The 15,775-nt window shown below is 53.8% G+C and carries 13 protein-coding genes; all 13 read left to right on the forward strand.

Features of this window, described 5'->3' with window-relative positions:
- Positions 1-14 precede the first annotated feature (14 nt).
- The 13 genes from GQY55_RS17700 (at position 15) to GQY55_RS17760 (ending at position 15,773) form a co-directional block, all read left to right on the forward strand.
- Complete coding sequence (locus GQY55_RS17700; RefSeq protein WP_160043196.1) at positions 15-905, forward strand: carbohydrate ABC transporter permease; 891 nt, start codon at positions 15-17, stop codon at positions 903-905.
- Positions 906-1,007: 102 nt separating this feature from the next.
- On the forward strand, positions 1,008-3,992 hold the full coding sequence (locus GQY55_RS17705) for a glycoside hydrolase domain-containing protein (RefSeq protein WP_160043197.1): 2,985 nt from the start codon (positions 1,008-1,010) through the stop codon (positions 3,990-3,992).
- A gap of 362 nt (positions 3,993-4,354) precedes the next feature.
- Positions 4,355-6,124, forward strand: a complete 1,770-nt coding sequence (locus tag GQY55_RS17710; protein WP_160043198.1) for a cache domain-containing sensor histidine kinase — start codon at positions 4,355-4,357, stop codon at positions 6,122-6,124.
- Positions 6,099-6,917: a response regulator transcription factor gene (locus GQY55_RS17715; protein ID WP_160043199.1), complete on the forward strand. Its 819-nt coding sequence runs from the start codon at positions 6,099-6,101 to the stop codon at positions 6,915-6,917. Before GQY55_RS17710 ends, GQY55_RS17715 begins: the two co-directional genes overlap by 26 nt.
- A gap of 147 nt (positions 6,918-7,064) precedes the next feature.
- Complete coding sequence (locus GQY55_RS17720; RefSeq protein WP_160043200.1) at positions 7,065-8,126, forward strand: SIS domain-containing protein; 1,062 nt, start codon at positions 7,065-7,067, stop codon at positions 8,124-8,126.
- 16 nt (positions 8,127-8,142) lie between these two features.
- On the forward strand, positions 8,143-8,940 hold the full coding sequence (locus GQY55_RS17725; RefSeq protein ID WP_160043201.1) for a DeoR/GlpR family DNA-binding transcription regulator: 798 nt from the start codon (positions 8,143-8,145) through the stop codon (positions 8,938-8,940).
- Positions 8,941-8,979: 39 nt separating this feature from the next.
- Positions 8,980-9,960 carry an ROK family protein gene (locus GQY55_RS17730; RefSeq protein WP_160043202.1) on the forward strand — a complete coding sequence of 327 codons (981 nt, stop codon included), beginning with the start codon at positions 8,980-8,982 and terminating at the stop codon, positions 9,958-9,960.
- Positions 9,961-10,035: 75 nt separating this feature from the next.
- A complete protein-coding gene (gene fba, locus GQY55_RS17735; RefSeq protein ID WP_160043203.1) occupies positions 10,036-10,902 on the forward strand; it encodes a class II fructose-1,6-bisphosphate aldolase in 867 nt (288 codons plus the stop codon).
- Between the two features lie 260 nt (positions 10,903-11,162).
- Positions 11,163-11,915: an SDR family NAD(P)-dependent oxidoreductase gene (locus GQY55_RS17740; RefSeq protein ID WP_160043204.1), complete on the forward strand. Its 753-nt coding sequence runs from the start codon at positions 11,163-11,165 to the stop codon at positions 11,913-11,915.
- Between the two features lie 133 nt (positions 11,916-12,048).
- Positions 12,049-13,143 (forward strand): DUF4349 domain-containing protein, encoded by a 1,095-nt coding sequence (locus GQY55_RS17745; RefSeq protein ID WP_160043205.1) that lies wholly within the window; start codon positions 12,049-12,051, stop codon positions 13,141-13,143.
- A gap of 112 nt (positions 13,144-13,255) precedes the next feature.
- Positions 13,256-14,029 (forward strand): delta-lactam-biosynthetic de-N-acetylase, encoded by a 774-nt coding sequence (gene pdaA / locus GQY55_RS17750; RefSeq protein WP_160043206.1) that lies wholly within the window; start codon positions 13,256-13,258, stop codon positions 14,027-14,029.
- A 182-nt stretch (positions 14,030-14,211) separates the two neighbouring features.
- Positions 14,212-14,850: an undecaprenyl-diphosphatase gene (locus GQY55_RS17755; protein ID WP_236575689.1), complete on the forward strand. Its 639-nt coding sequence runs from the start codon at positions 14,212-14,214 to the stop codon at positions 14,848-14,850.
- A gap of 425 nt (positions 14,851-15,275) precedes the next feature.
- On the forward strand, positions 15,276-15,773 hold the full coding sequence (locus GQY55_RS17760; protein WP_160043208.1) for a MarR family transcriptional regulator: 498 nt from the start codon (positions 15,276-15,278) through the stop codon (positions 15,771-15,773).
- Positions 15,774-15,775 lie beyond the last annotated feature (2 nt).

Below are 15,775 nucleotides of genomic sequence, written 5' to 3' on the forward strand. Positions count from 1 at the left end.
AGGAGGTGAAGCTCGTGGTACGCAGCCAAACGATATCGGCCAAAATTTGGTACGCCCTGTTAATCGTCGTCATGTTGCTGATCGCCTTGACGTCCATTGCGCCCATCGTCCATACGGTAGCCGTGTCCTTCAGCCATAAGGCTTACGCCGCAGCAGGAGCCGTATCGTTTTGGCCGAAAGGCTTCAACCTTTATGCGTATAAGCAGATCGTGGCCGATTCGAAATTTCTGCATTCCTTTATGGTGTCGGTGGAACGGGTGCTGCTGGGCGGAGCGATCAACTTTTTGATGACCGTGCTCATGGCCTATCCGCTGTCCCGCACCGGTGAGCAGTTTGCCGGACGCAACGTGTACATGTGGTTCCTTATTTTTACGATGCTGTTCAGCGGCGGGGTGATTCCGCTTTATATTTTGGTCAAAAGCCTCGGGCTGTTCGATTCGATCTGGGCTCTGGTGCTGCCGTCCGCGGTGCCGGTATTTAACGTCATTTTGCTCATGAACTTTTTCCGCGGCATTCCGAAGGAGCTGAACGAAGCCGGCAGCATGGACGGGGCAGGACCCTGGTATATGCTGTTCCGGGTGTATATCCCCTTGTCGCTGCCTTCGATTGCGACCGTTACCTTGTTCAGCATCGTCGGGCATTGGAATTCGTTTTTCGACGGCATGATCTTTATGCGAAGCGTGGAGCATTATCCGCTCCAAACCTATATCCAGCAGCTGGTCGTTCAGATGAGCATCAGCACGATGGCTTCGGACCCGAACAAATACGAGCTGATGAGGCAGCTGTCGAACCAGACGCTGAACGCGGCGAAAATCGTCGTGGCCGTCATTCCGGTGCTTGTCGTGTACCCGTTTTTGCAAAAATATTTCATTCAGGGCATTTTGCTCGGGTCGGTGAAGGAATAAAGGTCCAGGCTTTCTTGACCGATTTTGCCGGATGCTTTGCAGGCGTCATGTCTTACAGGCGAGAAATGATCTGCCATAAAATCATGGAGGCGATGATGTTCCATGCGAAAAAAACTGCCGTCATTGATGCTCATCCTGCTTTTGCTGCTGTCCGCGGCACCCGTTTCGGAGGCAGCCCCATCGGGACTTGACGTGTGGGTCGTCAATGCCCTCAAAACCGTATACCGTACGAGTACGCTGCCGCAAAACCCGGAAACCGCCATTCGCCTCGTATCGGCGAGAAACGAATACGAAAACGCCCAAATCGCCGTCCGGGGGACGTCCGATTTTAAAATCACGAAAGTTGAATTTTCAAACCTCGTATCCGGCGGACGCAAGTCCATCGCCAGCAGCAACCTGAAGTACCATTTTGCCGAATACGGGCTGCCGGACACGGTTCAGCCGAACCTCTTTTTTCCCGAACGGGTAGGCGATCCGATTTATCCTCTGTCGGACATTCCGGACCCGTTGTCGAACGAGAAGTCGATGAAGGCAGCCGCCAACTCGACGCAGCCGATTTGGATCACGAGTTATGTGCCGTCATCAACCGAGCCCGGCGTATACGAAGGCAGCGTGACGGTCAAAACGAATCGCGGAGATTACCGCATCCCGCTGCAGGTGGAGGTTGCCGACGCGGAAATTCCGAAAACCTCGGATACCCGTTTCATCAATTACATTTGGGCGATGACCAACGGCTTTACATGGGACGGCATCCAGTTCGGCGACGCTTCGTCGGACGCGTACGACGTCGGAAAGCATTATTACGGCGTGGAAACGTACAGCGACAAATGGTTTAAGCTGATGGACAATTTCGCGCAGGTCATGACCGATTACCGGCAGAACATGATCTGGGTCCGCACGGACCTGTTTTTGAAAGAAACGGGAACGAACCTTTCCGAATTTCTAAGCGGCATCCCGGACGATATCGATTGGTCGCTGTTTGACAGGTACATGCAAATTTTCATCGACAAAGGGATGCGAAATTTCGCAAACGCCCATTTGATCCATATTCTGAACTATATGCCGGCCGGCGAAAAAACCGATGCTTCCTGGAACGAAAAGCTGCCGGACGCGCTGCCGCAAACCGACGCTTTTCTGCACAACTACCTGACGGCCTTGCACGACCATTTGCGTGAAAAAGGGTGGACGAGCGAAAACGGCTTTACCTGGTACCAGCACATCCGGGATGAGCCGATCGACGACAATGCAACAAATTACTGGACGTACGTTGCCAAAAAAGTGAAAGCGACTGTCCCGGATTTTAAAACGATGGATGCCGATCCGCACGGGATTCTATTGAACGATAAAACGAAACCTTACGTCGACGTATGGGTTCCTTTAACGCCCGCGTTCCAGGAAAAAGAGGAACAATACAAAGCCGAGCAAGCGGCCGGCAGCGATTTATGGGTTTACACCTGCGAGGTGAACCAACCCCCATGGCTCAACCGATTTTGGACGCAGCCGACCTTGACGGGAAGACTCTTGTACTGGAACCTGTTCCAGCATGGCGTGCAGGGCCACCTGCACTGGGCCTGGAATGCGTGGTACGTCGGCAGCTGGTATGGAGATTCGACCATCGTCTATCCGGACAAGAAAAACATGACGGTCAAAAGCTCCATCCGTTATGAGGCGCAAAGGGACGGTCTTGAGGAATACGAGCTGCTGCGCAAAATCCAAGAAACCCGTCCGGAGCTGGCGCAGCAAATCGTCGACAGCGCGGTGAACCCGGCGGATGCAAGGAAGTACACGCTTTCGCCGGAATACGTCAAAGCGCTCCATGACTACATGGTCCGGGCAGCGGCGGGCGAACAGGTTGGAGACGTCCCGGCTCCAAGCAGCCCGTACGACGGGCAGCAGCTGCCGCTGACGTACATGGCCGACAACGCAAGCGGGGAATTGAAATATTCCGGCACCTGGTATGATAAAAGCCGGCAGTATGCTTACCAAGGCGGCGTCCGGGTGACGGAAACGGCAAACGATGCGGTGGAATACGAGTTTGAAGGCAAGGGGATCGACGTTGTCGTCGAGAAAAACGAAACTTCCGGCAAAATGGCGATTTCGATCGACGGTGCGGAGCCGGTCATAGCCGATGCGTACGAAAAGGTGCAGCATGATTATTTTACGATCTATGCCAAACGCGATCTGGAGCCGGGCAGGCACAAGATCAAGGTGGTCAACATGGAAAACAAAGGTCTGTATTTGGACGCCTTCCGCGTCCATATGGCGGAGGGACAGCAAGCGTATGACGCCTCTCTCAGCAATATCGCGATCGACCAGGTGCCATCGCTGCGGTTCGACAGCAGCGTCCGCGAATACCGCCTGTCGCTGCCGGACGGAGCGGATACCGTGACGGTCAGACCGACCCCAACCGACGAAAACGGCACGATGTCGGTGAACGGCCGACCCGTTGCCCGCGGCGAAGCGGCGACCGCCGACGTTCCGGACGGCATTAGCCGCATAACGATCGTGTCCACGGCTTCGGACGGCCGAACCAGACAGGAATATACGCTTCATCTGGTCAAAGGTGCCATAAACGAACCCGGCATCAACAAGGCGAGAAGCAGCGCGCAGGTGACGGCGACCGCAACGCGAACCGGCGATCAAGGCGTGACCTACGGCCCGCAAAAAATGGCCGACGGCGATTACGGCACGATGTTTGCAAGCCCCCAGGGGTATAACGACACCCATCCGTTCCCGCATGACCTCGTCTTGTCCTGGGATCAGCCGCAATCGTTTAACACGATCGTCATGGCAACCACCTCGGGCCTGCTGCAGGGGATCAACGATATCGACGTGCAGGTGTCCACAGACGGCACCCATTTCAAGACCGTCGCCCGGCATGTTCCGATCCAATGGAGAAGCGATAAAGACGACAACGTGATGGAAAAGACGTTCGCCGCGATTCCGGACGCCTTGGAGGTCAAAAAGCTGCGGATCCAAATCAACGACGCCGACTACCGAACCTGGAACATGTACGCGCTTTACGAGCTGGAGCTGTATCAGCTGCCGGATCACGGCGAGCTGGATGTCCGGGTGACGGGACCGTAAAGGGGGCATAGGCATCCGTCAGCGCCAATTTGGCTGAATCATCCGAACTCAGCTTCTTGAATGTGATAGAAGGGTATCTCTGGGCTATGTCCGGCCTTGGAGATACCCTTTTTTCGGAATAAATAGTCCACTTTCGTCCACTGAGGTCCACATTCGTCTCCGGTTTGCCGCAGTCTCGATACAAAATGCGACCGGCAAAAAGAAGAATTGTGACTTTGAAGGATTTTCGCCGCGATATAATGAAGAAAACGATGCGAGTGAAGCGGTGAGCGCACATATTTTTTTCCTTGCCGCGGGCGGAGACGGTACTTATAATCGGATTGATTGTAAGCGTATACATAAACCGGCATGGGGAGGATGATATGAAAAACAAACGAAAACGGCCCATATTTCGCCTATTCAAGCCGCCTTATTCGCTGAAAAACCGGCTGCTTATTATTTTGTCGCTGACGGCCCTGCTCCCGCTTGCCATCCTTGGCAGCATTACCTATTATTCGATGCTCTCTTTGCTGGAAAACAAAACCGAAGCCAGCGTGATCAGCCACCTGCATGAGGTGCGAATGTCGCTCGACAACACCTTTTCCCAAATGAACCACGTCTCCCAGCAGCTCGCTTTCGACGGCAAGGTGGGCCAGGACGTCGAGAGATATTTGCAGGCGAACGCTTACGGCAAGAAGGCGCTGCAGGATGAAATCAAAAGGGAGCTTGGCGTCATCAGTTTTACGAATCCGAACCTTGGCATGATCTTTTATTTTTCGAACGAAACGAACGAACGGTTTTTTGAAAACTACATGGCGGACCCGTCGTTTTCGCTGACCAAGCTGCCGCTTTTGCTTCAGGCCAACCGGATCGCGTATTACGGACCCCACAAGTCTTTTAATCCGCTGGATGGACATCTCGTGTTTTCGGCCGTCCGCAAGGTGGATTTGAAGGAAAGGGACGACATCTACGTCTATATCGAGACGAATTACAAATGGGTGGAGGCGCTGATCCGGAATCGGGAAGGGGCCGAAGGTTACGAGCATCTCATCGTGGACGGCGGGGGACGGATTGCCTTTACGGAGGCGGAGGGCGCGTTCCCGAAGGGAGGCCATTTTCCGGATATCCAGGAAGAAAAAAAGCTGATCAAAGGGTATTATGCTTTTTCGGAACCAAGCAATCAAGGCTGGCGCGTCGTGACGGTCATCTCCAAATCGTCGTATGAGCATGAGGTGAACAAGTGGATCGGGAAATTTACGGGCACGGTCGTGGCCGCCATCGTCATCAGCTTTTTGTTTGCCTTGCTCACTTGGCGCATGTTTTACGATCCGCTGCGGGGACTGATCCGGGAGATCCGGGACGTAAAGCACCGTAAACTGGCGAACGCGCCGCGCCGCCCCGGCAATTTGGAGTTCGACCTGATCCATGAGCAGCTTGACCATATGCGCGCCCGCATCGCCGGTTTGATCGAAGACATCGAACGGAGCGAACGCGAAAAGTCGGCGCTTGAGCTGGAGAAGCTGATGAACCGGATCAATCCGCATTTCATCCATAACACGCTCGACACGATCCGCTGGATCGCCAGAGGCGAAGGACATGCGGAGATCGACCGGCTGGTGTCCACGCTGAACAAGCTGCTTTACTACAATTTGGGCAAAAACGGGGAGCCGACCGTCCGGGCCGAACTGGAAGCCATCCGGAGTTACATTTCCCTGCAGGAAGTCCGCTATAACGTGCGCATCGACGTTCACATCGACGTGGAAGCGGAGGCGCTGGATTTGCTGATTCCGCGCTTTATTTTGCAGCCGCTCGTAGAAAACGCCCTGTATCACGGCCTCGACGGGGACGGCATGATCGAGGTGGAAATCCGTGAAGCGAAAGGCGGGCGCCTGCTTGAAATAGCCGTCAAAGACAACGGGAGGGGCATGGATGAAGAGACGATCCGGCGTTTGATCGAGGGGCGCCAGGAGGAAGGCAAGGTAGGCATGGGCATCGGACTGCAGTACGTGGTTCGCATGCTGAAAAGCCATTACGGCGGCAGGGCCGCTTTTACCATTGAAAGCATTCCCGGCGTGTCGACGACGGTCATGCTCACCATACCCATTGAAGACAAAGGAGATGCTGCCGATGACAAACGTGCTGGTTGTGGATGACGATCATCTGGTGAGAAAAGGTTTTATCGGGATTATGCCCTGGCAAAAATACGGATTTACGGTCACGGGGGAGGCGGGCAACGGCGAAAAGGCGCTGGAGCTGCTGAAAACCACGGAAGTGGATCTGTTGATCACGGATTTGGCGATGCCCGTCATGTCCGGACTGGAGCTGATGAGAGAGGTCAAGGAAAAACACCCGCGGATCTGTATGGTGGTGCTCACGTTTCATCATGATTTTGCTTTGATTCAGGAAGCGCTCCGGCTCGGGGCGGTGGATTACATTACAAAAATCGAATTGGAGCAGGAGCAGCTCGACGGCATCTTAAGCCGGATCGCCGGGCGCATCCGCGAAGTCAAAGGCGGAAACTTCGTTGAATCGGAGGCGTCCTTTGCGGAAAACCGGGAAGCGGCAGCCGGCTCCTCCTATTCGGAGGAAGTGCGGGAATGCATCGTTCATGCCGTAGGTTATATCCGCGAGCATTATCAAACCGAACTGCTGCTTCCGGACGTCGCCCAGCGGGTGAACATGAGCCGCAGCTATTTCAGCCGCTGCTTCAAAGACATCGTCGGCCAAACGTTTCATGAATACGTGCGGGAGCTGCGGATCGAGCATGCCAAAACGCTGCTGCGGCAGACGAACAAGCCGGTGCAGTGGATTTCCGTCCAGTCCGGCTATCCGAACGAGAAATATTTTTTCAAGGTGTTCCGCGAAACGACGGGCTTTTTGCCCGGAGAGTTCCGGAAAAAAGCAAGGGATGAATCGGGAAAAGGGACCTTTGCTAAAAAGCTCTGAGGCCGGATCGTCTCCCTGTTTCGTGGTGAGTTTGCTCTTATAACGTGAAAAAACCAATCAAAATCATGATTGAATATTTCATATTATTGAAATATAATGTCATCATAAAGACTCATCATTACATTTTTAAAGACTGGGGTGTTCGTATTGTCAGAACAGTTTGGCGTATTGACGTATCCGGAAATCGGAGGGCAAAGCGAAGCGCTTGCCGCCGCTTGGAAGCAGCTTGATCAGCAGCAGGATTGGGTGGACAATTATTTTAAAAGCGACAAATTCGACGAGGTCATTTTTATCGGGTCGGGAACGTCTTATTATCTCGCGCTGACCGCCGCCAGCACTTACCGCAAATGGACCGGCAAAAGCGCAAGCGCTCATCCATCCTCGGAGATTTACCTGTTCAGGGAGCAGGCGGTCGCCGCGAAAAAGGAAGTGCTGCTCGTCGGCATCTCCCGTTCCGGCGAATCTTCCGAAGTGATTTTGGCGCTGGATTCGGTCAAAGATTTGGCCGGCTGGACGACCTGCGGCATTACCTGCCACGGGGAAAGCACGATGGCGAAAAACGTGCCGTGCCTGTTGTCCCCGCTTGGCAACGAAAAAAGCACCGTCATGACCAAATCGTTCAGCAGCATGACCTTTATGCTGCAGGCGGCGATGGCCAAGGCCGCAGGCAGCGAAGCGCATCTCTCCGAATTGAAGGAAGTGATGGAGCTTAGCAAGTCCGTCGTCGAAAAAGGCGATGCGGAAGCCAAAGCGCTGATCCATGGCCATCCGGAGCTGAACAAGTTCATCTATCTCGGGATGGGCGCATATAACGGCCTGGCTCACGAAGCCTGCCTGAAATTGAAGGAAATGTCCTGCGTATGGACGGAAAGCTTTGGTACAATGGAATTCCGGCATGGTCCGAAATCGGTGGTGGAGCCGGGTACGATGGTGTGCCTGTTCTTGTCCGAAACGGCCAGAGCCTATGAAATCAAAGTTGCACAGGAAATGAAAGCATATGGCGCTTACGTCGTGCTCGTGACGGCCGAAGCCGGCGAAGATACCGCTTTTGCGGATTTGGTCTTCGCGACGGGCGGCCGGCAGCTCAGCGACGAGGCGAGAGCGGCACTCAACATGCCGCTGGTTCAATATATCGGTTACTATACCGCGCTGCGGGAAGGAAGAAACCCGGACAGTCCGCGGAATTTGACCCAAGTGGTCAAAATCTGACACTTAAAGGAGCGTAATGGTTTTGCGAGAACGAAATGGATCGAAAGAAGAACGTCAGGAGCAAATTTTTGAATACATCCTGGAGAACGGTTCGATTTCCCTTCAGGAAGTCGTCCGGCAATTCGACTGCTCGGAGGCGACGGCCAGACGGGACCTGGAGGCTTTGGAAAAGGCGGGTAAGGTCATCCGGACGATGGGCGGAGGAGCAAAGGCTGCCGGACTCATGGCCGGAAGGGAGATTCCATTTCACGAGAAGCAAAACAAGCTCTATCGGGAAAAAGAACGCATTGCCCAGCTCGCGGCGTCCCTGGTCGAGGAAGGCGACGTCATCGGCTTGACGGGTGGCACGACGACCTATCTCATCGCCCGGGCTTTGAAAAACCGCCGGAACATCACGATCGTCACCAATGCCGTCAACATTGCGATGGATCTGGCCGCAAACGAAGACATCCAGGTGGTGCTTACCGGCGGCATCCTGCGCAGCAAAAACTTTGAGCTGTGCGGGCCATTGGCCGAGCGGACGCTCGAAGCGCTGAATATCCATATCATGTTTATGGGCATCGACGGCTTCTCCGTGGAGCAGGGCGTCAGCACCTACTCGGAGCTGGAGGCGAACACCGCCAAAATCATGATGAAGCGAACGGAACGGACGATCGCGGTGTTCGACCATACCAAATCGGGCCGGAACTCTTTGTTTCAGGTAGCGCCGATGTCGGCCCTCCACGGGATTATGACGGACGAAGAACCCGGCGAGGAGACGCGAAAGCGCCTGGAAGCCGAACAAGTCCGGGTTTATGTGGCAAAAGCGGAATAATTTTTAAAATATAACGAACCATGCAGGGCGGGTGTGAAGATGGAAATATATGCAGGCGTGGACGTAGGCGGCACCAATATCGTGTGCGGTTTGGTAACGCCTTCCGGCGAGGTCGTGCATCAAATCAAACGGGCGACGGAGGTTTCCAAAGGTCCGGACGCCATCCTGGAAAAAATCGCATCCATGATCGAAGAAGCGGCCGCCGGATTCGCCGGCCGATCGGGGGCCGCCGTTTCGGTCACGGCGGCGGGGATCGGCTTGCCCGGCTTCGTCGATCCGGAAGAAGGGATCGCCCGGTTCGCCGGCAACCTCGGCTGGCGGAACCTTCCCGCTGCCCAGCGGCTGCAGGCCAGATTGAACCTGCCGGTGTACATCGACAATGACGTCCGTACTTATGTGTTCGGCGAAGCGATGTACGGAGCCGGCAAAGGCTTCAAGGATGTCCTCGGGCTGACGGTTGGCACCGGCATCGCTTCGGCGATGGTGAACGACGGCCGGCTTTATTACGGCTATCGGAACATGGCCGGCGAGCTTGGGCATATCGTGATGGAAGGCCTTTCCGACCCATGCCCTTGCGGTTTGCAGGGCTGTCTTGAAACCTATGCCTCGGCATCGGGGATGGTGCGCCAGGCGAAAAAGCGGATCCAAAGCGGAGAGGCGTCCATTCTGCAGGAATGGTATCCGGGAGAGCGGCTTGAGGATTTGGCGGCCGCGGATCTGTCCCGGGCATATGACCAGGGCGACCCGCTCGCCCGGAGCGTGATGGAAAAGGCGGGAACCTTGCTTGGCCGCGCTTTGTCCTATGCCGTCCCGCTGTACAGCCCGGAGCTGATCATCGTCGGCGGAGGGGGCGCGCTTGCGGGAGACCGTTTGCTTGAGCCGCTGCGAAAAGAGCTGTACAGCCGGATTTTGCCGGATTACAGGGAAGGCCTTCGGGTGGCCACGGCATTAAACAACGACGATGCGGGCGTGACCGGAAGCGCCATGTACGCAAAACAAAGACATGCGGCATCCGTATGACAGACCAAAAAAGCTAACCATTCACCAAAAGCCATTCATGTATCGAAATCCATACAACTAAAGGGGAATATGAACATGGCACTTGTTTCTTCAACTTCATTATTGCAGACCGCCAGAAAAAACAAATATGCAATCGGCGCTTTTAACGTGCATACGCTTGAAATGCTGCAGGCCGTCGTCGAAGCGGCCGAAGAAGCCCAGTCTCCGTTAATCCTTCAATCCACGGTCGGCACCGTCAAGCATCTGGGCGCGGATTACATCGCCGCCGCGGCTACCGTCGCCGCGAACCGGGCCAGCGTGCCGATCGCGCTCCATTTGGACCATTGCTCCGATTTTGCCGTCATCATGAGCTGCATCCGCGCGGGCTACACATCGGTTATGATCGATGCCTCCCATTCGCCTTTTGAAGAAAACGTGGCGATTACGCAAAAAGTGGTGGAAGCCGCCAATGCGGTGGGCATCAACGTCGAAGCCGAGCTCGGCAAGGTGGGCGGCGTCGAAGACGATATCGTCGTGGACGAACGCGACGCCATGCTGGCCGATCCGGCGGAATGCGCCGAGTTCGTGGAGCGTACGGGCGTTCATACGCTGGCTCCGGCGATCGGAACGGCGCACGGCATTTACAAAGGCGATCCGAACATCGACTTTGACCGCATCAAGCGGATCGCCGACGTCGTCAGCGTACCGCTCGTTTTGCACGGCGGCTCCGGCATTCCGGAAGAGCAGGTCAAACGTGCCGTATCCCTCGGCATGGCGAAATTGAACGTGGCGACCGAGCTTCGCATCGTGTTCTCGGACGCCATCAAAGAGGTATTTGCCGCCAATCCGGAAGAAAACGATCCGCGTAAATACATGATTCCGGCAAAGCAAGCGCTGAAAAAAGCGGCCATCGAAAAGATGCAGCTTTGCGGCTGCGCCGGACGCGCAAGCGACTTCCGTTAACAGGTATAAAAACCGTCCATCCTTTTTTTCAAAGAGGGTGGGCGGCTTTTTTTACGTTGGTCTATTTTGTTTTTACGGCTAAACAAATGTTCACAAAATTGAAAACCCTTTCAATTGAGCTGCAAGCAGAATGGTGATATAATCGATATCATAGTGATAGCCATCATATCATTTGATTAATTTCAAAGTAGCTTGGAACGAATTTTTGGGACGAACAGTTGACGCTAGTTCAGTCCGATATGTGGAAGGAGAAATGCGATATGGGTAGAGTATCCGGCAAAGTAGCCATCGTAACCGGCGCTGCAGGCGGCATGGGCAGGGAGGACGCCTTGCTTTTGGCCAAAGAAGGGGCAAAAGTCGTCGTGACCGATATTCAGGAAGAGAAGGTTAACGAAGTCGTGGATCAAATCAACCAAAGCGGCGGCGAAGCGATCGGCTTCCGTCATGACGTCACGTCCGAAGAAGAATGGATCCGTATCATTGACGAAACGGTGGAAAAATGGGGCAAAATCGACGTTCTGGTAAACAACGCCGGCATCTCTTTGGCCAAATCGCTCGTGGATACGACGGCACAAGACTGGGACAAAGTCATGTCGATCAATTTGACCGGCGGATTTTTCGGCATTAAACATGTCATTCCGGTCATGCAGAAAAACGGCGGCGGATCGATCATCAACATTTCCTCGATCGCCGGCCTGACCGGCAGCAACGGCGCAGGTCCTTACACGGCAAGCAAAGGCGCGGTCCGTTTGTTGACGAAGGCGATTGCGATCGATTACGGCAAAGACAACATCCGCTGCAACTCGATTCACCCGGGTTATATTGAAACGCCGATGACCAAAGACCTGCTCGCCGACGACCAGATGACGAAATGGTTTTTGTCCAATACGCCGCTCGCCCGTTTGGGGAAAGCGGAAAATATCGCGGCCGGCGTCTTGTTCCTCGCTTCCGACGAATCTTCTTTTATTACGGGCGCGGAACTGGCCATCGACGGCGGCGTATCCGCCAGATAAAATCCTTCGGCTGTATTGCAAAAGCTCTTCGGGAAACTCCCGGGAGCTTTTTTGTGCCGCCTGCAACCTTCCAGATGATGGAACCGTTAGTAGATGAAATGGGATTTATCCATCTTTCAGGGGGGATTTAGACATGAAAAAGCGGGGGTTATGGCTGGCGGCGCTGCTGCTTCTCGCGGTATTGGCGAGCGGCTGTTCGTCGGGGGCGCAAGACAAAAGCGCGGGAGATGCAGCGTCGGTCGAAACGCAAGCTTCTTCGGCGGACAGGGCGGCGGCGTCAAACGAGGGGAAGGCGACGGAAGCCAAAAGCGAAATGGGGGTCCAGAGCGAGAACAGCGCAGAGGCACCGGCTTCCGCGGATGCTAAGCTTCCGGACGCATCGTCGCAAATCCAGGCTTCAGCCGCGGGCATCCAGTCGCAGGATCTGGCGGACGGACTGAACAAAAAGCTGATGTACAAAGCGAATATCGTCATGGAGATCAAAGACTACGGAGCGGCGCAGACGGAAGTCCGGAATATGGTGACGCTGTCCGGCGGGTATATCGTCAATTTCAGCGAAACCGAGTCCGTGAGCGAAAAAGGAGGCACGTTTATCGTCAAGGTTCCGGCGAGCGGCTTTGCCTCCTTTTTATCCCGGCTGGAGCACATCCGGCATGAAAATCTTCAGCGCAGCATCGAAGGACAGGACGTAACCGAGGAATACGTCGATCTGGAGTCCAGGCTCAAGGCCAAACAGCTCATGGAGGAACAGTACGTCAACTTCATGAAAAAAGCGACCAAAACAACCGATCTCGTCGCTTTTGCCAATGAGCTGGAGCGCATCCAGTCGGAGATCGAGCAGATGAAAGGCCGGATGCGGTACATCGATCAGAACGTGGCCTATTCGACCGTGGAAATCCGTCTGTATGAGACGCCTAAAAAAACGGATGACCCCAAACCGTCGGCCGTTCAGACACCGCTCGGGCACCGCGTTTCCCAAGCTTTCCAAGGCAGCGTCGACGTCATTTCGTTGATTGTGCAGTGGATCATCGTGATTCTATCCGGCTCGCTTCCCGTGCTCATCATTGCGGCGCTCGTATTTCTGGTCTGGCTGATTGCCAGGAAAGCGGGGCGGCGGAAACGGGAAGAGGCGGCCCAAAAGCGCCGGCTGCTGAATCACGGACCCGCATCGGACCAAGGGCATTCCGAAGGGCAGCATGACGAAGAAACAAACGGGAAGGATGAATAAGGGAGAAAACGTGCCAAAAATCGCCTGAAGCGCACATAACTTGGCCTTCATTGTGGCATATTACCACTAGTTTGTGAATGTAGACCATTTTTGATGGAGAGGTGATATCCACATGAAGCGCTTAGCGATCGTATTGGCTGCGGCGCTGCTGCTGTGCTGCGGCTTTCAGCAAACCGCGTCGGCGGACGGTCCTTACCATTTCGGATTCAAAAAAAGCAAAAACGGCCAGCTTCCATCCATAAACGAAGAAGGCTTTAAAGAAGTATTGCAGAAAAACGAAGCGATTTTTTTGGGGGACACCTCCCGCAAGGAGCTGTACTTGACGTTCGACAACGGCTACGAAAACGGGTTTACGCCCAAAATTTTGGATGTGCTGAAGGAGAAAAAGGTTCCGGCCATTTTCTTTCTTACGGGCCATTACGTCGAGGATAAACCCGAGCTGGTCAAGCGCATGGCGGCGGAAGGGCATCTGATCGGCAACCATTCCTGGTCCCATCCCGACATGACGCAAATTTCGGATAGCCAGTTGAAACAAGAGCTTGCAAAAGTAAAACAGGCGGTGGCGGCCGAAACCGGGCAGCAGGTGATGAAATTCGTGCGCCCGCCGCGGGGGATTTTTAATGACCGTTCGTTGGCCGTAAGCCGCAAGGAAGGTTACGTCAGCGTATTTTGGTCGGTTGCATACAAGGATTGGGACGTCAACGACCAGCGGGGCGCGGATCATGCCTACAGGCATGTGATGGCCCAATTGCACCCGGGGGCGGTCATTCTGCTCCATTCGATCTCGAGGGACAACACCGAGGCGTTGGGCAGAATCATCGACGGGGCTCGGCAGCAGGGCTACGAGTTCAAAAGCCTGGACGCGATGAAAGTAAAAAACTACTGAATCATCCGGAAGCCATCAGAGGCATTCCCCGGCGGGGGATGCCTTTTTTCATTTTGAGCTGCGGGGCCTGGATCAATGGGGAAGAGAAAATGCCGCTTAAGTCGGGATAGTTTTGTTGAAGCAATGTAAAATAAAATCGCTGGATTTGTAAAAAACGGCAGGAATCGATTATACTGGACAACGTGCAAAAACTTTTGGGCAGAAAAGTCAGCAATGCAGGGCGCCGACTGAAGGAAGGAGAAGATTTTTTGCTGTTATCATGGGATTATTCGCTGTTTAGCTGGATTAACGATGCGGCCGGCAGTCACCCGGCCATTGACGCGATCATGCGTTTTTTATCCAAGGATGCAGAGTACTTGTTCTATTTGGCTGTGATCGTATACTGTTTTACACGGAAAGGAAAGGACCGGGGAATGGTCGTGCAGGCTCTGGTTTCGGCCTGTCTTGCGTTTGGCATCGGGTTTGTTTTGAGCCATCTATTTTACCGGGACCGTCCTTTCGTTACCCATCATGTTCATCAAATGATCGAGCACGCGGCGAACGCGTCGTTCCCGAGTGATCATTCCATAGGGTCTTTCGTCATCGCGTTTTCGATATTTTTATGCCGCAAAAAGGACGGGGTCTTTTGGCTCATTCTTGCTGTGTTGATCGGGTTTTCCCGGATTTGGAACGGGGTTCATTACCCGACGGATGTCATCAGCGGCGCGATTATCGGAATCGTGTCGGCACTTGTCGTCTACAAACTTTTTGATAAGCTGGTCTGGCGCAAACGCAGCCGCAGCCGTTCCTCAAGACCGTTCCCCGGCGATTATTCGCGGTAAGAGGGGATAGCCGTTGGTAACGAGCGCGGGACAAGCGTCCTTGAATTGCATATCCGACTCAAAGAAAGCCGTTAATAGCGCAGTTCGCGCCGTTAGCGGCTTTTTCCGTTGCTTATTGTTACTAAAGAAAATGATTAGTCTCAAAGAAGCGTTGTTGGAGGTTAAGCAGCGTTGAAGGCATAAGATGAATGAAAATAATGATAATGATTATCAATATCGTAAATAGGAAATGAATGATATCAATGATATCCGCTTTAACAAAGGGAAAAGATTATTTTTATTCAGGTTCAATATTGATATTGATAATCATTATCAATGATGCTAAACTGGAATCGTTAGCTAGTAAACAATATTTTGATGAAATTGGAAAACGGTCCGAAAACGGTACGGGTTGAATTTAGCCAAGGGAAGGAGCCGTAGAGAAAGTGGAGCATGCCGATGATCAAAAAAAGGCCATTTTCAGACTGCATTGGAAGTTCATTCATCTGACGGAACAATACGAAACCCAGGAACATGCCAATTTGGCTGAACAAGCCAGGGCGTGCGGGATCACGGATTGCCCGGAAAGCGTCACGAGCATCCACGTCGTCGACTGCATTGGCAAGCATGAGCCCATTAACAATACCGCGATTGCGGAACATATGGAATTGTCCAAGGCAAGCATTACCAAGATCAGCGCCAAGCTTGTCGACCACGGGTTCATTGCGCGGGCGCGCATGCGCGACAACAAGAAAGAAATTTATTTTCACCTGACGCCGAAAGGCAGAAAGCTTTACGAACTGCATGATAAGATGCACCGCGCCGGGGAAGAGTGGATTGACCGTTTTCTTGGCCGTTATTCCGGAGCCGAGCTCGATTTCATCAAAACTTTTTTTGAAGACGCCGTAAGCGAAGTGGAAAACGCCATTCAGGAGGAGATGTAAAA

The sequence above is a fragment of the Paenibacillus sp. USDA918EY genome (genome assembly GCF_009870825.1).
Lineage (GTDB): Bacteria > Bacillota > Bacilli > Paenibacillales > Paenibacillaceae > Paenibacillus_AQ > Paenibacillus_AQ albilobatus.